Source organism: Diaphorobacter aerolatus (assembly GCF_014489535.1).
Classification (GTDB): domain Bacteria; phylum Pseudomonadota; class Gammaproteobacteria; order Burkholderiales; family Burkholderiaceae_C; genus Diaphorobacter_A; species Diaphorobacter_A aerolatus.
Genome location: NZ_CP060783.1, coordinates 24683 through 45738, shown reverse-complemented (window position 1 = coordinate 45738; position 21056 = coordinate 24683). Strand labels below are relative to the sequence as shown.

Annotated in this window: 17 protein-coding genes and 3 pseudogenes; 11 read left to right on the top strand and 9 right to left on the bottom strand. The window is 63.4% G+C overall.

Annotation, left to right across the window (positions count from 1 at the left end; all coding sequences use genetic code 11):
- Positions 1-41: 41 nt before the first annotated feature.
- From H9K75_RS00205 to H9K75_RS00195, 3 genes and pseudogenes are all read right to left on the bottom strand, one after another.
- Entirely contained in the window at positions 42-1097 is a 1056-nt protein-coding gene (locus H9K75_RS00205; protein ID WP_187724326.1) for a zinc ribbon domain-containing protein, read from the bottom strand.
- Positions 1098-1405: 308 nt separating this feature from the next.
- Positions 1406-3634 carry an NADP-dependent isocitrate dehydrogenase gene (locus H9K75_RS00200; protein ID WP_187724325.1) on the bottom strand — a complete coding sequence of 743 codons (2229 nt, stop codon included), beginning with the start codon at positions 3632-3634 and terminating at the stop codon, positions 1406-1408.
- Between the two features lie 286 nt (positions 3635-3920).
- Positions 3921-4927: pseudogene (locus tag H9K75_RS00195) on the bottom strand (aldo/keto reductase).
- 107 nt (positions 4928-5034) lie between these two features.
- Here H9K75_RS00195 and H9K75_RS00190 point away from each other — a divergent pair.
- Positions 5035-5961 (top strand): LysR family transcriptional regulator, encoded by a 927-nt coding sequence (locus tag H9K75_RS00190; RefSeq protein WP_187724324.1) that lies wholly within the window; start codon positions 5035-5037, stop codon positions 5959-5961.
- Between the two features lie 81 nt (positions 5962-6042).
- Here H9K75_RS00190 and H9K75_RS00185 read toward each other — a convergent pair whose 3' ends face one another.
- The 3 genes and pseudogenes from H9K75_RS00185 to H9K75_RS00175 all read right to left on the bottom strand — a co-directional run bounded on the left by H9K75_RS00185 (position 6043) and on the right by H9K75_RS00175 (position 8445).
- On the bottom strand, positions 6043-6624 hold the full coding sequence (locus H9K75_RS00185) for a superoxide dismutase (protein ID WP_187724323.1): 582 nt from the start codon (positions 6622-6624) through the stop codon (positions 6043-6045).
- A 168-nt stretch (positions 6625-6792) separates the two neighbouring features.
- Positions 6793-8105: pseudogene (gene xseA / locus H9K75_RS00180) on the bottom strand (exodeoxyribonuclease VII large subunit).
- The gene (locus H9K75_RS00175; RefSeq protein ID WP_187724322.1) at positions 8098-8445 is read right to left on the bottom strand and encodes a hypothetical protein; all 348 of its coding nucleotides are present in this window, start codon (positions 8443-8445) and stop codon (positions 8098-8100) included. The pseudogene xseA and the gene H9K75_RS00175 overlap by 8 nt, the downstream one beginning before the upstream one ends.
- Before the next feature lie 23 nt (positions 8446-8468).
- On the opposite strand from H9K75_RS00175, the gene H9K75_RS00170 reads away from it, so the two are divergent.
- From H9K75_RS00170 to adk, 6 genes and pseudogenes are all read left to right on the top strand, one after another.
- Positions 8469-9098, top strand: coding sequence for a MotA/TolQ/ExbB proton channel family protein (locus H9K75_RS00170; RefSeq protein WP_187724321.1), 630 nt, complete (start codon positions 8469-8471; stop codon positions 9096-9098).
- A gap of 36 nt (positions 9099-9134) precedes the next feature.
- A complete protein-coding gene (locus tag H9K75_RS00165) occupies positions 9135-9560 on the top strand; it encodes an ExbD/TolR family protein (protein ID WP_187724320.1) in 426 nt (141 codons plus the stop codon).
- Positions 9561-9569: 9 nt separating this feature from the next.
- The gene (gene lpxK / locus H9K75_RS00160; RefSeq protein WP_187724319.1) at positions 9570-10574 is read left to right on the top strand and encodes a tetraacyldisaccharide 4'-kinase; all 1005 of its coding nucleotides are present in this window, start codon (positions 9570-9572) and stop codon (positions 10572-10574) included.
- A gap of 42 nt (positions 10575-10616) precedes the next feature.
- Entirely contained in the window at positions 10617-10799 is a 183-nt protein-coding gene (locus H9K75_RS00155) for a Trm112 family protein (protein WP_187724318.1), read from the top strand.
- A pseudogene (kdsB, locus tag H9K75_RS00150) lies at positions 10796-11598 on the top strand (3-deoxy-manno-octulosonate cytidylyltransferase). Before H9K75_RS00155 ends, kdsB begins: the two are co-directional and overlap by 4 nt.
- Before the next feature lie 187 nt (positions 11599-11785).
- Entirely contained in the window at positions 11786-12442 is a 657-nt protein-coding gene (adk, locus tag H9K75_RS00145; RefSeq protein WP_187724317.1) for an adenylate kinase, read from the top strand.
- Positions 12443-12543: 101 nt separating this feature from the next.
- Here the strand turns inward: adk and H9K75_RS00140 are convergent, their stop codons facing one another.
- On the bottom strand, positions 12544-13542 hold the full coding sequence (locus H9K75_RS00140) for an asparaginase (RefSeq protein WP_226858432.1): 999 nt from the start codon (positions 13540-13542) through the stop codon (positions 12544-12546).
- Between the two features lie 92 nt (positions 13543-13634).
- On the opposite strand from H9K75_RS00140, the gene lexA reads away from it, so the two are divergent.
- The 3 genes from lexA (at position 13635) to H9K75_RS00125 (ending at position 15584) form a co-directional block, all read left to right on the top strand.
- Complete coding sequence (lexA, locus tag H9K75_RS00135; RefSeq protein WP_187724316.1) at positions 13635-14309, top strand: transcriptional repressor LexA; 675 nt, start codon at positions 13635-13637, stop codon at positions 14307-14309.
- A gap of 171 nt (positions 14310-14480) precedes the next feature.
- Positions 14481-14810, top strand: a complete 330-nt coding sequence (locus H9K75_RS00130; RefSeq protein WP_187724315.1) for a hypothetical protein — start codon at positions 14481-14483, stop codon at positions 14808-14810.
- Positions 14811-15065: 255 nt separating this feature from the next.
- On the top strand, positions 15066-15584 hold the full coding sequence (locus H9K75_RS00125) for a pyridoxamine 5'-phosphate oxidase family protein (protein ID WP_187724314.1): 519 nt from the start codon (positions 15066-15068) through the stop codon (positions 15582-15584).
- Here H9K75_RS00125 and H9K75_RS00120 read toward each other — a convergent pair.
- Positions 15553-16119: a hypothetical protein gene (locus tag H9K75_RS00120; RefSeq protein ID WP_226858431.1), complete on the bottom strand. Its 567-nt coding sequence runs from the start codon at positions 16117-16119 to the stop codon at positions 15553-15555. The genes H9K75_RS00125 and H9K75_RS00120 overlap by 32 nt on opposite strands.
- A gap of 241 nt (positions 16120-16360) precedes the next feature.
- Here H9K75_RS00120 and H9K75_RS00115 point away from each other — a divergent pair, with 241 nt between their 5' ends.
- Entirely contained in the window at positions 16361-16870 is a 510-nt protein-coding gene (locus H9K75_RS00115; protein WP_226858430.1) for a hypothetical protein, read from the top strand.
- A gap of 45 nt (positions 16871-16915) precedes the next feature.
- On the opposite strand, the gene hrpA is transcribed toward H9K75_RS00115, so the two are convergent.
- Positions 16916-20956 carry an ATP-dependent RNA helicase HrpA gene (gene hrpA, locus H9K75_RS00110; protein WP_187724312.1) on the bottom strand — a complete coding sequence of 1347 codons (4041 nt, stop codon included), beginning with the start codon at positions 20954-20956 and terminating at the stop codon, positions 16916-16918.
- Positions 20957-21056: the final 100 nt, after the last annotated feature.

The window sequence follows — 21056 nt, the reverse complement described above, 5'->3', positions numbered from 1 at the left end:
CCTGCTCAATGGTGTTGTGATGAAAAACCGGTTGAGAAAACTCAATCCAGAAGACTGTTGAGGCTCTTGTTTCGCTGGCGCTCACGCGCGGAAGCATTGACTCCGCCGGAGCTCATGCCGGCAGAATCCTGCAGCACGCGCACCGGCGGCACGGTGACTGGAACGGGTTGGTCGGACGCCGCCGCTTCGGGCGCAGCAGTCTGCGCGCTCACCACTTCCGGCGCCACCACCGCGGTGGGAACAAGGGCCGCGCCATTCTCTGCGGCGGTCGCCGAAGGAGGCGCCGTCTCGATGGCCTGAGTGGCGGTGTCGGCTGCCCCGGTATTCGCAGCGGGAACGACGGCTTCGCCGTCGGCGACGCCGTCCTGCGCCGGCTGCGCATCGGCAGCGGGCGTTGCCACGATCCTGGAGCTGTCATTGCCAAACTGCTGATAGCCGTACCAGCCTGCGCCTCCTACCACCAGCACGGCAAGCGCCGCCACGGCCAGCCACTTGAGGTTGCTGCCAGACGCCTGGCCAGCCGTTTCATCGAATGCGTCGAGTGCCTCGAAGCTCACTGGTTCCGACGTACGTGGCACATGGTTCTTGGCGGGACGTGCGGCACGCTCGGGCAATTGGCGCGGTTCGGGCAGTTCAAAATCGGGCATGCCGCGCTGCACCGGATGCAGGGGCAGCGAATCGATCACCGAACGCTCGATCACGGGCGGCCGGTCATCGTCAAACCCGAGGCTCAGGTCCACCTCGCTCACCGTATTGGACAAGGGCGGCAACACGCCGGGTTCGGTGTCGGCAAAGCCTGTCGCCGTTGCCGTAGATGCAGGGCCGGGCACGGGAATGGCACTGCCACAGCCGGTGCAGAACCGCACGCCGGGCTTGACGGCCTTGCCGCACTCGGGGCAGTCCACCATCGCGATGTCAGAGGCAGACGAAGGCACGGAAGCGGAAGCCGCCTTCACTTCATCGACCGAATAAACGGGGACGGTCACCTCATCGTTGGGAACCTGGGAAACCAGCGTGCCGCACTTGTTGCAGAACCTGGCCCTGAAGAAAGCGGATGACCGCAGGCAGGACAATTCATGGAATTCAAGGTTTAACACGTGTATCCCGGTTTATCGTGCCATAGAAATCTTAAAAATCTTGCGCCGATTACGTCATTGCTACAAATGCACGCAATTCAATTACATAACGCAACATTTAATGTGATCAGGCAACCAAAACCTACCAATCTACCGAATTTGCACATTGTGTGGGCGCGACTGGCAAATGCCAAGACCATTTTCCAATGATTGAAACCGCGCAAGCTGCGTCCCAGAAGATGACAAAGCCCGCCCCGGCATGAACCCCGGCGGGCTTTTCATCGTCATGGGGCGGATCGCTGCACCGTGACGCAGCGATCACCGCAGCATCATGCCGCGAGCTTGTCGACCACGGCGTTGAACGTGGCGCTCGGGCGCATCACGGCGTCGAGCTTGGCGAGGTCGGGCTGGAAGTAGCCGCCGATGTCGACCGCCTTGCCCTGCACGGCCTTGAGTTCGCCCACGATCTTTTGCTCGTTGTCGCTCAGTTCCTTGGCAATCGGGCCGAACTTGGCGGCCAGTTCCTTGTCTTCGGTCTGGGCGGCCAGCGCCTGTGCCCAGTACAGAGCGATGTAGAACTGGCTGCCGCGGTTGTCGAGTTCACCCGTGCGGCGCGACGGCGACTTGTTTTCGTCGAGCAGCTTGCCGGTGGCCTGATCCAGCGTCTTGGCAAGCAGCTTGGCCTTGTCGTTCTTGGTCTTGATGCCCTCTTCTTCGAGCGACACCGCGAGCGCGAGGAATTCGCCCAACGAATCCCAGCGCAGGTGGTTTTCCTCGACGAGTTGCTCGACGTGCTTCGGAGCCGAGCCACCGGCACCGGTCTCGTACAGGCCGCCGCCCTCCATCAGGGGCACGATCGACAGCATCTTGGCCGAGGTGCCGAGTTCCAGGATCGGGAACAGGTCGGTCAGATAGTCACGCAGGATGTTGCCGGTCACCGAGATGGTGTCCAGGCCCCGCGCCGCGCGCTCGAGCGTGTAGCGCATGGCGCGCACTTGCGACAGGATGAGGATCTCGAGGCCGTTGGTGTCGTAATCCTTGAGGTATTTCTGCACCTTCTTGATCAGTTCGGCTTCGTGCGGACGATAGGGGTCAAGCCAGAACACGGCCGGCATGCCCGAGTTGCGTGCACGCGTGACCGCCAGCTTCACCCAGTCGCGGATCGGCGCGTCCTTGACCTGGCACATGCGCCAGATGTCGCCCTGCTCCACGTTCTGGCTCATCAGCACTTCGCCGGTCGCCAGATCGACGATGTTGGCGACGCCGTCTTCCTCGATCTCGAAGGTCTTGTCGTGCGAGCCGTACTCTTCGGCCTTCTGCGCCATCAGGCCCACATTCGGCACGGTGCCCATGGTCTTCGGGTCGAAGTTGCCATGCCACTTGCAGAAGTTGATCATCTCCTGATAGATGCGAGCGAACGTGGATTCGGGCATCACGGCCTTGCAGTCGTAAGGCTTGCCGTCGGCGCCCCACATCTTGCCGCCCTGGCGGATCATCGCGGGCATGGAAGCGTCCACGATCACGTCGTTGGGCGAATGGAAATTGGTGATGCCCTTGGCGGAATCGACCATCGCAAGAGCCGGGCGATGTTCCTGGCACTTGTGCAGGTCGCGGATGATTTCCTCGCGCACCGATGCGGGCAGCGTCTCGATCTTCTCGAACAGATTGGCCATGCCGTTGTTCACGTTCACGCCCAGTTCATCGAACAGCTTGGCGTGCTTTTCGAACGCATCCTTGTAATAGATACGCACGCAGTGACCGAACACGATGGGGTGCGAGACCTTCATCATCGTGGCCTTCACGTGCAGCGAGAACAGGATGCCCGACTGGCGGCAGTCTTCAAGTTCCTGCTCGTAGAACTCCACGAGCGCCTTCTTGCTCATGAACATCGAGTCGATGACTTCGCCGGCCTTGAGCGCCACCTTGGGCTTCAGGACCACGGTCTTGCCGCTCTTGGTGACCAGTTCCATCTTGACGTCGCATGCCTTGTCGAGCGTCATCGACTTTTCGCCGTGATAGAAGTCGCCGTGATCCATGTGGGAGACATGCGTCTGCGACCACTGCTTCCATTCGCCCATGGAATGCGGATGTTTCCTGGCGTAGTTCTTGACGGCGGCAGGCGCGCGGCGGTCCGAGTTGCCTTCGCGCAGAACCGGATTCACGGCGGAGCCGATGCAGCGCGAATAGCGCGCCTTGATGTCCTTTTCGGCATCGGTCTGCGGATTTTCCGGATAGTCGGGAATGTTGTAGCCCTTGGCCTGCAATTCCCTGATGGCGTCCTGCAACTGGCCCACCGAGGCGGAAATATTGGGCAGCTTGATGATGTTGGCGTCGGGCGTCAGCGTGAGCTTGCCGAGTTCGGCCAGATTGTTCGGAACGCGCTGCTCTTGCGTCAGTTGCTCCGGGAACTCACCCAGAATGCGGGCTGCCACGGAAATGTCGCTATCGGCGACTTCAATACCGGCGTTGGACGCAAAACCGCGAACGATGGGCAGGAACGACGCGGTGGCAAGTCGTGGCGCTTCATCGGTCAGGGTGTAGATGATTTTCGAAGTCATTGTCTCTTTCAGTTGGCGAAACAGGATGCTGGATGCTGACAGGCATTTGTGACGCCTGTCGCTGACATTCAGGGTTCCGACGGAAGATTACGCGCACCACTTCACCGATCAGTGAAATCATTGTGCAACGCAATATCACGATGCGGAATCACGCGGGAAGATTGTCGCTGTTTTTCAGGTCTTATACAAGACTTGCAGGTGAATCCACCTCACCAGCCCAACGAAAAAGCCCGCGCCGCCTTGCAGCGCAAGGCATGCAAGGCGGACGCGGACTACGCGCCGGCACTCAGCGATTGACCAGTTCCAATGACGCTGCCGTGTAACGCGCGCCCTGCACGCGGGACGGATCCTGGGCCGCGCCGATTTCCTCAAGCTCGCCCGGCGTGAGCGCAATCTCTGCCGCCGCCACGTTCTCGCGCAGATGGGTCTCGCGGCGCGCGCCCGGAATCGGCACGATGTATTCGCCCTGCGCGAGCACCCAGGCCAGTGCCAGTTGCGCGGCCGTGCAGCCACGCGCCTCGGCCATGCGCGTGAGCGTGGCGATCAGCGCCGCATTGCGCTCCCACGCGTCGGCCTGAAAGCGCGGCAGGCCCCGGCGGAAATCGTCGCTCGCGAGTTGATCGGGCGCGGGCAGCTTGCCCGTGAGCGCACCGCGCCCGAGCGGGCTGTAGGGCACGAATCCGACTCCCAGCTCGACGCAGGTGGGCAAGGTGGTCTGCTCCACCTCGCGGCTCCAGAGCGAGTATTCGGACTGCACCGCGCTGATCGGGTGCACCGCATGCGCGCGCCGGAGCGTCGCCGCCGAAGGCTCGGAAAGTCCCAGATGCAGCACCTTGCCCTCGCGCACCAGGTCGGCCATGGTGCCGACGACGTCCTCGATAGGCACCTCGGGATCAACGCGGTGCTGGTACAGCAGATCGATGGCTTCGATTCCAAGGCGCCTGAGCGAAGCGTGCACCACGTCGCGGATGTGCGCCGGGCGGCTGTCGAGCCCCACCATGCGCTGCGGCCCGCGCCGCCCGGGGGTTGCATCGGCAATGTTGAAGCCGAACTTGGTCGCCACGACGACCTGGTCGCGCCGACCCTTGAGCGCCTTGGCCAGCAGCTCCTCGTTGGTGTAGGGCCATAGACCTCGGCGGTATCCCAGAAGTTACAGCCGAGTTCCAGCGCGCGATGCAGGGTGCTGATCGAGTCGCCTTCCTGCGCGCCGCCGTAGCCGAAGCTCATTCCCATGCAGCCGAGGCCGATGGCCGACACCTTGAGCCCCTGCGATCCGAGTGTTCCGGTCTTCATGTCTGTTTCCTTGTTGCTGGTGATGGAGAAAGAACCATAGTCTGCGCCCCGGCTTTCAGATTGATAATCCGTGTAATGCTCAAATAACTCATGAGTCATTTTCACAAATGCCCTCAACCCGCTCTGGCTCCCAGTCACCCAGCCTCGACGCGCTCGCCGCATTCGCCAAGGTGGCCCAGCACCGCAGCTTCAGCGCCGCCGCGCGCGAACTCGGGGTAACTGCCTCGGCGCTGAGCCATGGTCTGACGCAGCTCGAAGCCACACTGCAATTGCGACTGCTGCATCGCACGACCCGCAGCGTCACACCGACCGAGGCCGGACAGGTGCTGCTCGAGCGCCTGTCGCCCGCGATTGGCGACATGCACCTCGCGCTACAGGAAGCGCGCAGCATGGGCGCTGCGCCCACGGGCAAGCTGCGCCTGAACGTGCCGCGCCAGGCCGCGCGCATCGTGCTCGCTCCGGTGCTTGCAGCGTTCCACGAACAGTGCCCCGAGGTGGAACTGGAGATCGCGACCGACGACCGTCTCGTCGACATCGTGCAGGGTGGCTTCGACGCCGGTATCCGTTTCGGCGAGCGCCTGGCCGATGGCATGATCGCCCTGCCCCTGCAACCCGTGCCGCGCTTCATCGTCGTCGGCACGCCCGCGTATTTCGCGCGCTCGGGCAAACCAGAGCTGCCCGAGGATTTGAAGTCGCACGCCTGCATCAACCGCAGCTTTTCTGGCGGCGCGACCTATCATTGGGAGTTCAGCAAGCAGGGCCGCAGGCTCGAGGTTCAGGTGAACGGCCCGCTCCGGCTCGACGACGACGTGATGATCGTGCAAGCCGCGCTCGCTGGCGTCGGGCTTGCGTATGTCTATGAAGACATGGTGAGCAAGGCGCTCGCGGACGGCAGGCTCGAATGCGCGCTCGCCGACTGGTGTCCGCCGACCGAGGGCTTTTATCTCTACTATCCCAGCAGGCGGCATCTGCCACCCGCGCTGCGAGCGCTGATGGCACTGCTACAGGCGCGTACTGCAAAGACTTCCGACTGAGTGCAACCGGGCAACAAAAAGGCCGGACGCCGCGCATCGCGACTCCGGCCTTTGTTGAAGCCTCAAGAATCAATCCATCAATCAGGCGAAGTTCTTCTCGGCAAACTTCCAGTTGACCAGCTTGTCGAAAAAGGTTTCGACGAATTTCTGGCGCAGGTTGCGGTAGTCGATGTAGTAGGCGTGTTCCCAGACGTCCACGGTCAACACGGCCTTGTCGCCGGTCGTCAGCGGATTGCCTGCGGCGCCCATGTTGACGATGTCGACCGAACCGTCGGCCTTCTTCACGAGGAAGGTCCAGCCAGAGCCGAAATTGCCCACGGCGGAGGTGACGAATGCCTTCTTGAAGTCGGCAAGGCTGCCCCACTTCTTGTTGATGGCGTCGGCCAGAGCGCCTGTGGGTTCGCCGCCGCCTTCGGGAGCCATGCAGTTCCAGAAGAAGGTGTGGTTCCAGATCTGTGCGGCCTGGTTGTAGATGCCGCCCGAAGCCTTCTTGATCACGTCTTCGAGTTCCATGTTCTCGAATTCCGTGCCTTTTTGCAGCTCATTGAGCTTGTCCACGTATGCCTTGTGATGCTTGCCATAGTGGTATTCCATCGTTTCCTTGCTGTATTCAGGAGCAAGGGCGTCGATTGCATAGGGCAGCGGTGGAAGAGTGCGTTCCATGATGGTTTCCTCGTGGGTTGAAGTGAATCGGGCTGTCTTTGGTGAGCCCGTGAGAGTCCTGGGTCATTGTAGGAGTTGAAACAACCCTGCGACGGAAAACGGGAATGGATGCGCCATCGACTTACACGCGGGCAAGCCGTCGGCGAGCCTCAGGCCCGCGCCCTGCGATCACAGCAACCTCGGCGGGGTCACTACGACGTCGAGCGTTCCATCGGACACCGTGGCTCGCAGCGCCGAGCCCGCCGGAGCCTGGTCCACGCTCACCACCGCCTGCCCGTCCTCGTTGGTGAGCAACGCATAGCCGCGCGCCAGAACATGCTGCGGATTGAGCAGTTCCAGCCGTGTCGTGGCGCGCTCAAGGCGTTGCAGGAGCTGCGCCTGAGAGCGCTCGACCGATCTGGGCAAGGCGGAGCGGATTTGCTCGAGCCGCCGGTCCCCGCGATGGACCTGCTGCTGCACGGCATGGCGCAATCGCTGGGCGCGCGCGAGCAGATCGAGCCGCTGCCGTGCGACCAGATTGGACGGACGGCTGATCTGCCGTGCCGCCAGGTCAAGCCGCTGGGCATGGCGATCAAGCTGGCGCTCGACACCCTCGCTCAGGCGCTCGTGCATCAATGCAAGCGCGCCAAGCCACACCTCGCGCGGCTGGGCGACGAGTTCGGCGGCGGCAGTCGGCGTCGGCGCGCGCAGGTCCGCGCAGAAATCGGCAATCGTGAAGTCGGTCTCGTGCCCCACGCCGCTCACCAGCGGCACCGGGCTTTGGACGATGGTGCGCGCCAATTGCTCGTCATTGAAGGCCCATAAATCCTCGATCGAGCCGCCACCACGCACCAGCAATATGACGTCGACGCGAGGAATTCCATGCGCGTGTGCCGCCTCGCCCGAGAGCGCATACAGCGCATCGAGCGCCCGCGCGATGGACTGCGGGGCCTGTGCGCCCTGCACCAGCGCCGGCACCATCACCACGGGAATATGCGGCACGCGCCGCTTGAGCGCGGTCATCACGTCGTGCCAGGCGGCCGCGCCGGGCGAGGTGACGACACCGATGGCGCGCGGAAAGATCGGCAATTCCCGCTTGCGAGCGCCGTCGAACAGGCCTTCCGCTTCGAGCCTGGCCTTGAGCCGCAGGAACTGCTCGAACAGCGCCCCCTGCCCGCGCGCTGCATGCTCTCGACCACCAGTTGCAGATCGCCGCGTGCCTCGTAGACGCCGAGTCTGCCGCGCACCTCGACCAGTTCTCCATCACGCGGCGAAAAATCCATTTGCGAGGCCGCGCGCTTGAACATCGCGCAGCGAATCTGGCCCTGCGGGTCCTTGATCGAAAAATAGCAGTGCCCGCTGGCAGCGCGCGAAAACCCACTGATTTCGCCGCGCACCGCGACCGGATTGAAGCGCGCCTGCAAAGCGTCCGAAATGGCGCGACACAATGCACCAACGTCCCACACGTGTGGCTCCAGTCCTACATTCTGGCTCTCAAACATAGATGGGCTCTGGCTTTCGGGCAAATGACAATTCGTAGTAGTCCACAGCAAGCGTGGTCAGCGCACCGCAGGCACGCACCCGCCAAGAAGCCTCACAGGACGCGCATTTCATCGTGCAAGTCATTGATTCATAAGGAAAATTTAATGACGATTTTTTGATCATTTTGTCGAAACCACCACGCCATGCAGCTTTGCGGCGTGTGCGATGCCACTTCTCCACAAAGTTATCCACAGAAACTGTGGGAGACTTTTTGCAATTCACTGTATTAAATTGATAGCCAAACCACAACGCAGTGCAATTTTTGTAGCTTGTCCGGCGAGCTGAGCCATAATCGCCCACTGCCTTTTCCGCAGGAGAGAGATTTGCTGTCGATCATACAAGCCGCAGGCTGGCCCATCTGGCCATTGATTGCCTGTTCCATCCTGGCTCTGGCGCTCATCATCGAGCGTTTCATCGCCCTGAAAACCGCGCGTGTTGCGCCGCCCAAGCTGCTTGACGAGGCCATGACGGTTTCCTCCAAGGGCGTGCCCGGTACCGACGTGGTGGCTCAACTGGCCCAGAATTCGGCGATGGGTGAAGTGCTGGCCTCGGGGCTGCGGATGCTTAACAGCGAGCCCCAGGCCACCGAGGAAGACGTCCGCGGCGCCATGGAAAGTACAGGCCGCGCGGTGGCGCATCGCCTCGAAAAATACCTGAACGCGCTGGCCACGATTGCATCGGCCGCTCCGTTGCTGGGCCTGTTCGGCACCGTGGTCGGCATGATCGAGATCTTCGGCTCGCAGGGCGGCGGCGGCACGGTGTCGGGCGGCAACCCGCAGCAGCTCGCGCACGGCATCTCGATCGCGCTCTACAACACCGCGTTCGGCCTGATGATCGCCATTCCGACGCTGATTTTCTGGCGCTATTTCCGCAGCCGCGTGGACGACTACCTGCTGTCGATGGAACTCGCGTCCGAGCAGTTCCTGCGCCATCTCAAGCGCCACGCCGGGTAAGCGCCCGCCCAAGAACAACGCAGGCACAGATTCGCCATGAATTTTCGACCACGCGCCAAGGAAGCGCCGGAAATCAACCTGATTCCGTTCATCGACGTGCTGCTGGTGATCCTCATCTTTCTGATGCTCTCGACCACCTACAGCAAGTTCACCGAAATGCAGTTGTCGCTGCCCGTGGCCGATGTGGAGCAGATGCGAGATCGCCCCAAGGAAATCATCGTTACCGTGGGCGCGGACGGTCGCTATGCGGTCAACCGCACCGCCCTCGGCGGCAAGAACGTGGAGGCCGTTGCCGGCGCGTTGTCCGAGGCCGCCAAAGCGGGCAAGGACAGCGTGATCATCATCAGCGCCGACGCGTCTTCGCCGCACCAGGCGGTGGTCACCGTCATGGAAGCCGCGCGCCGCGTCGGCCTCTCGCAAATCACCTTCGCCACGCAAACGTCGGCATCGGCCGGCAAGTAAGACACGGTCATGGCCGGGAACGCATCTTCAGCGCTGCGCCAATCGTGGCAGCGCCGAGGCGCCCTCGCCTGCCTGCTGTGGCCGGTCTCGAAGCTCTACGCGGCGCTCACCGCGCTGCGCCGTATGCTCTACCGCAGCGGCCATCTCGCAAGCACCCGGCTTCCGGTTCCCGTGATCACCGTGGGCAACGTGATTGCCGGTGGCGCGGGCAAGACGCCCGTGACCATGGCCGTCGTGCGGCATCTCCAGTCGCGCGGATTCCGGCCGGGTGTCGTCTCTCGCGGCTATGGTCGCCAGACCGCCGACTGCCGCGCAGTCACCGAAAAAAGCACGCCGAACGAGGTGGGCGATGAGCCGCTGCTGCTGGCCCGCGCGCTCGACGTGCCGGTGTTTGTGGCCCGCCAGCGCGCCGATGCGGCCAAAGCGTTGCTGGTCGAACATCCCGAGGTGAACGTCATCGTCTGCGACGACGGCCTGCAGCATCTGGCCCTGCAGCGCGACATCGAAATCTGCGTGTTCAACGACGAAGGCATCGGCAATGGCTGGCTGCTGCCCGCAGGCCCGCTGCGCGAGCCGTGGCCGCGCAAGGTCGATCTGGTGCTCCATGCGGGTCATGCACCGGGCGGCGCCGCACCGCAGTTCGCGTTGAGCCGCGAACTTGCCGAGCATGCCGTCACCGCTCAGGGGGTGCGCGTTCCGCTCGATTCCCTGCGCGGACAGGACGTCAACGCGCTGGCCGCCATCGCTCGACCCGAGGAATTTTTCGCGATGCTGCGCGCGCGCGGACTCAAGCTCGCGCGCACCTTTGCCCTGCCCGATCACGCCGATCTCACGCATTGGCAAGCGGCTGGCGATGCCTCGCTGCCACTCCTGTGCACCGAGAAGGACGCGATCAAGCTCTGGCGGACAGTCCCCGATGCGCTGGCGGTTCCGCTACAGGTTCATCTGCCCGCGGCGTTTTTTGACGCGCTTGATGGACTGCTCAGGCGCTATCATCCTCCCCTTGCTCAATGACTGATACGCGGCCTGCCCAGACGCTGCGCCGAGAACACCGCCATGGATCCCAAACTGCTTGAACTGCTGGTCTGCCCCGTCACCAAAGGCCCGCTGACCTATGACCGCGAGCGCCAGGAACTCGTCTCGCGCAGCGCCCGTCTGGCCTATCCGGTGCGCGATGGCATTCCGGTGATGCTGGAAAACGAGGCGCGCGAACTCACCGATCAGGAACTGGAGGCATGAGCGCAGCCGCGCCCGTCGCAGCATCGTTCACGGTGCTGATTCCGGCGCGCATGGCATCGTCGCGCCTGCCCGACAAGCCGCTGGCCGACATCGCCGGTGCGCCCATGGTGGTGCACGTCGCACGCCGCGCCCTGCAAAGCGCTGCGACGCGCGTCGTGGTGGCAGCGGACGACGCACGCATCGTCGAAGCCTGCCGGGCTCATGGCATCGACGCGATATTGACCCGCGCCGATCATCCGAGCGGCAGTGACCGCCTGGCCGAGGCCTGCGAACGACTGGGCCTGAGCGGCGACGACATCGTGGTCAACGTCCAGGGTGACGAGCCGCTGATCGATCCCGCACTGATCGATGCCGTGGCCCGGATTCTCGGCGAACGCGGCGATGCCAGCATGGGCACGGCCGCACATGCCATCGACTCGGTAGAGGAATTTGCGAATCCCAACGTCGTCAAGGTGGTGCTCGATGCCAAGGGCCTGGCGCACTATTTCAGCCGCTCACCGATTCCCTTCGCACGCGATTTCGCGCCGGGCTCCGCGTGGTGGAAAGACGAAAAAAACCTGCCTGAAGTCGCCAGGGGCTCGGCGCCCCTGCGGCATATCGGCATCTACAGCTACCGCGCAGGTTTTCTGCGCGAGTTTCCGCGCCTCGCGCCCGCGCCCACCGAAGTGCTGGAGGCGCTCGAGCAGTTGCGTGCGCTCTGGCATGGCCACCGCATCGCCGTGCACGTGAGCGCGCATGCGCCCGGCCCCGGGTCGACACACCCGCCGATCTCGAGCGTGTGCGCGCATTGCTGGGTTGAACGAGGCCTCACCGGGCCGCCGAGCGTGTTTGCGAGAGCTTGCGCACACCCGAGATTATCCCGATCCATACCGTCAGTTTGATGCGGGCTACGCATGCTATCCTTGACCGGTTATGAGCACGAGACCGGGCGTTGGCCTGCCCGTCCCTGACGTGCCGCAGATTTCAAAAACATACTGAGGACATCCATGAGACTGATTTTGCTTGGCGCCCCCGGTGCCGGTAAGGGAACGCAAGCCGCCTTCATCTGCCAGAAGTACGGTATCCCGCAAATCTCCACGGGCGACATGCTGCGCGCCGCCGTCAAGGCCGGCACGCCACTCGGTGTTCAGGCCAAGGCCGTGATGGATGCAGGCCAACTGGTCAGCGACGACCTGATCATCAATCTGGTGAAAGAACGCATTGCCCAGCCGGACTGCGCCAAGGGTTTCCTGTTCGACGGTTTCCCGCGCACCATCCCGCAGGCCGATGCCATGAAGGCCGCAGGCGTGAAGCTCGATTACGTGCTCGAAATCGACGTGCCCTTCGACGCCATCATCGAACGCATGAGTGGCCGCCGCTCGCATCCGGCGTCGGGCCGCACCTACCACGTCAAGTTCAATCCGCCCAAGGCCACGGGCAAGGACGACCTGACCGGCGAAGACCTGGTGCAGCGCGAAGACGACAAGGAAGAAACCGTCAAGAAGCGCCTCGACGTCTACGACGCCCAGACCCGTCCCCTGGTCGACTACTACTCCAACTGGGCCAAAACCGATGCGGCATCGGCGCCCAAGTACCGCGCCATCAGCGGCAGCGGCAGTGTGGAAGAAATCACCCAGCGCGCACTCGAAGCCCTGGCAAGCTGACCCGCACGATTGTTACGCTCTCGCTTCCGTCAAAAACGCCGCTTCACGCGGCGTTTTTGCGTCGGGCCGAGCCTTTTGCGTGAAAGCACCCGCAGGTGCGATCAATCGACCCCCACCTCGCCCTCTTCCCCGGAGGCCAGATCGTCGTCGATCAGATCGAGCATCAGGCTGATGCGCGCCTTGACCGGGCTGAGCCCGTTGGCACTGGCCCAGCGCGCGTCGGGCTCGCCGAGCAATTGCCCCTCGGCGCAGCGCGAGGCCACACGCACCAGCACGCCTTCCTGCTCGGCGGCTTCGAGCGCCTTTTCAAGCGCCTCGTGCACCGTTCCGTTGCCGGTCGCCGCGACGACGATGCCATCCACGCCCTGCGCCGTCAGCACGCGCACGAAGGCCCCGCTCACGCCCGCATGGCTCATGACGATCTCCACCTGCGGCCACAGATCCGGCTCGGGCAGCGCCTCGACCAGCCGCGCCGATGACGAGGCGACCGGCGGCTCGGGCGGCACGTCGCGCGTCCAGCGCACGCGAGCGCCCTCCACCCAGCCAAGCGGCCCGATGTCGCCCGACGAAAACGCGTTGAGCCGCAGCGGATGCTGCTTGCTGACCTCACGCGCGCCGTGAATCTCACCGGCCGCGACGCACAGCACGCCAGAGGCCGTAGGTTCGCCCGCAACAATCACCGAATCGAGCAGGTTCTGCGGCCCGTCCGGCACCAGCGCCGTCGCCGGACGCATGGCGCTGCACAGCACGACCGGTTTGGCCGGGTTCAGCACCTGTTGTAAAAACCACGCAGTTTCTTCGAGCGTGTCCGTGCCATGGGTAATCACGACGCCCTGCACGTCCGGGTCCGCCAGATGTTTCTCGCAGTGACGCGCGAGCTTCAGCCAGATCGAATGCGCCATGTCCTTGCTATCAATCTGAGCGATCTGTTCGCAGACAAGCCCACCCGGCGCAGCCTCTGCCAATGCAGGAACAGCCTTGACCAGATCCTCCACACTTATCTGTGCAGCGATATAGCCTGTATTGGCTCCGGCGACCGCCGAGGTGCCCGCTATCGTCCCACCGGTTCCCAGCAGAACGATTTTTTTTGCAACAAGCACTTGCGTCTCCTTAAAAACTGTTCAAAAATACAGGAACTGGTTTTTTACACAGTACCTATTCAGTAACCCGACTGTATTGGATGGATCACACCATGTCCGACAGCCCCAAGCTCACCGCCCGCCAACAGCAGATTCTGGATCTCATCCAGAACGCCATCTCGCGCACCGGCGCACCGCCCACGCGCGCCGAAATCGCCTCCGAACTGGGCTTCAAGTCCGCCAATGCGGCCGAGGAGCACCTGCAGGCGCTGGCACGGAAAGGCGTGATCGAACTGGTGAGCGGCACATCGCGCGGCATCCGCCTGCGCTCGGACACCGTGCGCAACATCAATGCGGCGCGCGGTTCGCAGTTCAACCTGCCGATCCCCGGGCTCTCGCAACTCGTGTTGCCGCTCATCGGTCGTGTCGCGGCCGGCTCGCCCATTCTCGCGCAAGAACACGTCGATCAAAGCTACACGGTCGAAGACAGCCTGTTTGCGCGCAAGCCCGACTATCTGCTCAAGGTGCGCGGCATGTCGATGCGCGACGCCGGCATCATGGACGGCGACCTGCTCGCCGTACAAGCCACCACCGATGTGCGCAACGGCCAGATCGTCGTCGCGCGCCTCGGTGATGAAGTCACCGTCAAGCGCCTGCGCCGCGCGGGCGGGCAGATCGAACTGCTGCCCGAAAACCCGGACTATCCAATCATCACCGTTCAGCCGGGCGAACCCTTCGAGATCGAAGGCCTTGCCGTCGGCCTGATCCGCAACACCATGCTCATGTAGAGCAGCGGTCACTCACCAGTTTCCCAGCGCTTTCACAGGTGGCGGGCGTATGGCGGGTCCATGATGGATTCGCCAACCCTGTGGCAGCGCTTCGTCCGTACTTCGGTAATCCTGCCTGTGTTCCACCCTTTTCATGGCGAGCCTGAACCGCCGCCATGCTGGAGAAATCACATGCGCTCATCGTTGATCGAACTGTCCGCCATCGCCCTGCCTTTCGCGCAGCCTCTGAACCGCCTCGCCCACTGGGTCACACAGCGCGCGGGCAATGACGACTCCGTCTCCCAGCCGGGAGAGGTCGACATTTCCCGACTGAAACTGCTCGTGCGACCGCGCCTCGGCAAGGTACGCAAGCTCTCCACGGCCGCATCCAATTGCGACCGCCTCGGCCCGCTGCCGCAGCAGGCCGCGCTGCAACTCGCGAGCAACAATCTTGTTGGCCGCACGGCGCTTGCCGGCGCGAAGCCCGCCAGCGCGAGACGCCCGCGCTGCGCGTCGTCGTGAAGTCCGATGCCACGGGCACCGGCCGCCTCGTCATCTCGGGCCGCATGGCCGACGTCTGCGCAGAACTCGATCGCCTCGATCGTCTTGACCGCCTGATGCAGCCCTGCGCCTGACGAATCGCCACGCGCGGCTCGGCCTGGAACAAAGCCGGTGAACAAACCATGGCGGCGCACATTGCGTGCACTGCTCTGGGTTCACCGGCTTTTCTTTGTTTTCTACAATCGCTGATCACTCCATCCTTCAAGGCAGCCCGCAATGGCCCATGAGTCCCGTCTGCAGCAAAGTCTGCGCGAGTTGATCGAACAGCGCCGGACCGCGGCGCTCGCCACGTCTTCGCTCGAAGATCCGGACGCGGCCAGCGCTCAGCTGGCCGCGCCGCTGATATCGATGGTGCCGTTTGCGTGGTGCGCCGAATTCGGCTGCATCGTCCTGCATGTGAGCGCGCTTGCCATCCACACCCGCGCCATGGAGCGACACCCTGCCGTTTCGCTGCTGTTCAGCGCACCCGAGACACCGGGCGAAGCCGTGCACGCGCTGGAACGCGTGAGCCTGCAAGGCGTCGCATCGACGCCGCCCCGGGACAGCGTGCTCCACACCGCCGCGCGCGCCACTTACGTGCAACGCTTTCCGGAAGCGGAATTCATGACCGGGTTGCCCGATTTCCGTTTTGTCTGCATCACGCCCTTGCTGGCCCGGCATGTGGCGGGATTCGGTTCCGCGCGCGACGTGGATGCCAACGATTTCACCAGCGCGATGAATTTCCAGGCGGGATGACCGCTGATACTGCGGCACCCGGCGCATCGACAACAGGCGATCCAGCAACGTACGCGGCCACCTCGGCAAACGCCGGATCGGCATGTCCGGCGACGCAACCCGTCACGTAGTCCTGCCACATCTGCCCCTGCTGCTCGACCTGCGCAGACACAAATCGCGCGAGCATCAACGCCGCATCGTCGCAGGCCTCGTAGGCATAGGGATCGCGTCGCAGACATACGGCCTTGGTCTGTAGCCAGGCCGCCTGCCGCGTGACCGCGACGCCCCGCACGCGCTGCCATTGGTGCAGCAGTTCATGCGCAAAAACCCCTGCCACATAGGGGTGAGAGAGCCTCAGCGAGCGCGTCGGATCGCCATCCACGAAACAGGCTCTGGGCATGTAGATGCGCCCACCGTTCAACGACAGCGCGCGGTGCGTGTCCCCAACGCGGCGCAGGTACACACGCAGGCGCGGCTGCAATGCGGCTAGCGAATGCGCGAAGAAGCGGTGCACGAAGGCGTGCTCCGTCTCGTTGAAATGGCGATTCCAGAACATGAATGGTTGAATGCAGGAAATTCGAGGCGGCGAAACTCGTGGGGATCACTGCGCCGATTCTCAACGATGGTTCGGACCGCTGCGCGGGCCGCTCACCTTGCGTGCAACGAGCGCGGTGACAGAGCTCACGTCCCTACGACACAAGGGGAGGAATCCTACAAGGCCGTCTCTTGAAACTTTCCGCAATCGCCCTATCTGCCTCGTCTGCAATGGTCTGATGGACAGACCAAGGAAATACATCATGACTGATCAATACTGGGAATTGCAAGGCACGCTTGCGCAACCGATCTACAGCCCACGCGGCACGGTGGAGGGCCTGATGCTGGATGTCGATGGCATCGCCGTCCAATTCGTCATCGGCAAGCACGAGGCGCATCTGGCTCATCTGGCCCTGCATCTCAAACAAGGTCAGAAGCTCACGCTGATCGGCGCGCTGCGCAAGCCTTCGCCCAAGGGCGAGGCCGAGCATGAAGTCTACGACCTGATCGAAATCGTGGGTCGCGGCGATGACTCCCAAAGCGCCGAGTACACCGCATCAGAGAAAGAAATTGGCGGAAAGATCGTGCGCTTCAACTATGCCAGACACGGCGAGCCCAACGGCGTGGTGCTGGACACTGGTGACTTCATTCATACCCGGCCTGATGGCCTCAGGAAACTGGCCTGGAAGCTCGGTGATCAGGTCCACGCCAAGGGCCGGGTGCAGCCTCTCGCGAGCGGCATGGGCGTCGTGCTCGAGTACCCGGTGAAATAGCAGCCAGCGCAGGAGCGGCGGGAACTCTCCTTGGCACGCCACAGATCAGGTTTGTAGCTGCGTCCATACCTTGTCGAGCCGCTTGGTACTGACCGGATATGGCGTGCGCAGTTCCTGCGCAAAAAAGCTCACGCGCAACTCCTCAAGCATCCAGCGGTATTCCTGCATGCGCGCATCGACCTGTCCCTTGCGCTCGCACACCAGGCGCCAGTAGCGTTGCTCAAGCGCCTTGAATTCGCCCGATTTGGCGACGTCGCGTGCCGGATCGGCCCGGTATTTATCGAGCCGCGTGGTGATCGCCTTCAGATAGCGCGCGTAGTGACCCAACTGCGCCCAGGGCGCGATGGCAATGAAATTTTTGGGCATCAGGCGCTGCAGTTGCGCCGTGGCGTCGGCCGTCGCATCGGGCGCGTTCTTCGTGTCCTTGATCTTGCGCTGCGCGGCCGCATACTCGGTCAGGATCACGCTGGCCATGCGTGCCACTTCGTTCGCAATCAGGGTCAGGCGACCACGGCCATCCTGAACGCGCTGCTTGAAATCGGCGTCATTGGCGGGCAACGGCTCCTGAAGAAACGCGCGGTCGATGGCCACATCGATGATCTGTTCGCGCAGTTCCTCCTGCGTGCCAAGCGGCATGTAGGCCACCGCCATCTTCTGCAGATCGGGGATGTTCTTCTCCAGATACTTGAGTGCATCGCGAATCTGCAGCGCGAACAGGCGGCGCAAGCCAAGGCGATGTCGGGCCGCAGCGACCTCGGGCTCGTCGAAGACCTCGATGCCGACTGCGTCCCCGTGATCGATCAGCGCCGGAAATCCGATCAGCGTCTGATTGCCCTTCTTGATCTCCATGAGTTCGGGCAGCTCGCCAAAGGTCCACTCCTTGTAGCGGGCATCGGCCTGCAGCCGGGGGGCACTGTCGGGCCTCGCGGCCTCCTTGCCTGGCTTGCGGGCGGTGGCCTGGTCGTCGGATGGTGGATCGGACCGGGCCGCGCCGTCTTCGGGCGTGGCGACCCGCAACGACGCCAGCGCCTGGAACGCACCGCGCGCCTTGGCACCCAGCTCGGACTTGAGCGCACCCAGATTGCGCCCCTGCCCCAACTGCCGCCCGTGTTCATCGGTGATGCGGAAATTCATGAACAGATGCGGGCTCAGCATGTCGAGCTTGAAATCGGCGCGTTTCACGTCAAGCGAGGTTTCATCGCGCACCTGCTTGAGCAGCGTGTCGATCAGTCCATCGCGCCCGAATCGCTCGGGCGTGTTGAACAGATCGGCCAGACGTTGCGCGCTTTCCGGCAACGGGACAAAGCGGCTGCGCGGGCGTTGCGGCAGGCTCTTGAGCAGTGCCTGAATCTTGTCCTTCAACATGCCGGGCACGAGCCACTCGGCGCGTTCCTCGCTGACCTGATTGAGCACGAACAGCGGCACGGTCACCGTCACGCCATCGCGCGCGTCGCCCGGGCTGTGCAGGTACTGCGCGCCACAATCCACACCGCCGAGCTTGACGGTCTTGGGAAACGCCTGCGTGGTGATCCCTGCAGCCTCGTGCCGCATCAGTTCGTCGCGCGAGAGACGCAGCAGATCGGGGTTGCCGCGCGACTCGCTGCGAAACCACTTGTCAAAGCTCGCGCCGCTGAAGACGTCGCGCGGCAATTGCTGGTCGTAGAACGCGTAGATCAGTTCATCGTCCACCAGCACGTCGGCGCGGCGGCTCTTGTGCTCGAGTTCCTCGACCTTTTTGACCAGCTTGAGGTTGGCCGCGAGAAACTGCCAGTGCGTCTCCCACTCGCCCTCGACCATCGCCTGACGGATGAACAGCTCGCGCGCGGTCTGCGGGTCGATGCGGCCAAAGCTCACGCGCCGCCCGTTGTAGACCACGAGGCCGTACAGAGTCGCGCGCTCAAGCGCCACCACGTCGGCCTGCTTCTTGGACCAGTGCGGATCAAGCATCTGCTTTCTCAGCAAATGCGCGCCCACCTCCTCCAGCCATTGCGGCTCGATGGCGGCGATGCCGCGACCGTAAAGCCGCGAGGTCTCGACCTGCTCCGCCGCGACGATCCAGCGTCCCGGTTTTTTCGACAGGTGCGCACCGGGATGCGCATGAAACTTGATGCCGTGCGAGCCCAGGTAGGCGTCGCTTTCCTCGCCCTTGTAACCCACGTTGCCGAGCAGTCCCGACAGCATGGACTTGTGCACCTGCTCGTATCCGGCCGCCTCGTCATTGAGTTGCCACTTCTGCTCCTTCACCACGGTCAGCAGTTGCGAATGGATGTCGCGCCACTCGCGCACACGCCGGATGTTGATGAAGTTCTGGCGCAGCAGTTGCTCCCACTGGCGATTGCTGAGCTTGTGAGTCGCCCCGCCACCATCCTGCTGACCCTCAGCGCTGCCCGCTGCGGCTGGCGGGAGTGGGTGAGCAGTCGAGGGCGAGACGGAGCGCTGCGCCACGGGCAGAAACGCCGCATTGCGGCCCAGCGCCTTGGGCGCGGCGTGCGCCGCCGCCAATTCCTTGCGCGTCCTGGCCACCACCTTGCCGCCGCGCGCGTCGTCCAGCCATTTCCACAGTCGCAGATAGCCGCTGAATTCGCTTTTTTCATCGTCGAACTTCGCGTGCTGCTGATCGGCCTGCTGCTGCGCCTCCATGGGGCGATCACGCACATCCTGAACGCTGAGCGCCGATGCGATGATCAGCACCTCGGCCAGCGCGCCGCGCTCACGCGCTTCGAGAATCATGCGGCCCACGCGCGGGTCGAGCGGCAGGCGCGCCAGCTCCTTGCCCATGGGCAGCAACTGCCCGCGATCATCGACGGCGCCCAGTTCGGCCAGCAGTTGGTAGCCATCGGCAATCGCGCGGCCCGAGGGCGATTCGAGAAACGGGAAATGCACCACGTCACCCAGACCGAGCGACTTCATGCGAAGAATCACCCCCGCCAGCGACGAGCGCAAAATTTCGGGATCGGTGAAGCGCGTGCGTGATTCGAAATCGGCCTCGTCATACAGGCGAATGCAGATGCCGTTGGCCACGCGGCCACAACGCCCCGCGCGCTGATTGGCAGCCGCCTGACTGATCGGCTCGACCAGCAATTGCTCGACCTTGCTGCGAAACGAATACCGTTTGACACGCGCCGTGCCCGCGTCGATCACATAACGAATGCCCGGCACCGTGAGCGAGGTCTCGGCCACATTGGTGGCCAGCACGATGCGGCGGCCCGTGTGACCATCGAAGATGCGTTCCTGCTCCGCCTGCGAGAGCCGCGAGAACAGCGGCAGCACCTCGGCATTGCGCAGCACGGGCGAGTGCTGCAGATGCTTGCGCAGATGGTCCGCTGCCTCGCGGATCTCGCGCTCTCCGGGCAGGAACACCAAGATGTCGCCGCCCTTGCCGCCGGCCCACAACTCGTCCACGCCATCGGCAATCGCGTCGTTGAGATCGAAATCCTTTTTCTCCTCGAACGGCCGATAACGCATCTCCACCGGAAAGGTGCGGCCCGAAACCATGATCACCGGCGCGGGCCCGTTCCTGTTCTCGAAGTGCCTTGCAAAGCGGTCGGCGTCGATGGTGGCCGAGGTCACCACCACCTTCAGATCGGGACGCTTGGGCAGAATCTGCTTGATGTAGCCGAGCAGAAAATCGATGTTCAGGCTGCGCTCATGCGCCTCGTCGATGATCAGCGTGTCGTAGGCCTTGAGCAGCGGATCGGTCTGCGTCTCGGCCAGCAGGATGCCGTCGGTCATCAGCTTGACGGACGCGCCCTTTTGCAGCGTGTCCTGAAACCGCACCTTGTAGCCGACCACCTCGCCCGGCGGCGTGTTGAGTTCTTCGGCAATGCGCTTGGCCACCGATGACGCGGCAATCCGGCGCGGCTGCGTGTGCCCGATCAGATGGCCGCGCACGTTGCCCTTCTCGTCGGGTACCGCGTTGACCTTGCCACGTCCGAGCGCCAGCGCGATCTTGGGAAGCTGCGTGGTCTTGCCCGAACCGGTCTCTCCACAAACGATGATGACCTGGTGACGGTCCATGGCCTCCATGATTTCTTCACGGCGGGCGGAAACGGGAAGGGATTCGGGAAACGTGATCTGCAAAGGCATAAGGTTCGCGATTATCCCAGCGTCGTTCATTTCCTTCCCGTGCCGGTTCATTTTCCGTCTTGCACGGTTTGCAGCCCTGCGCGGCACCTGCGTCACGGTT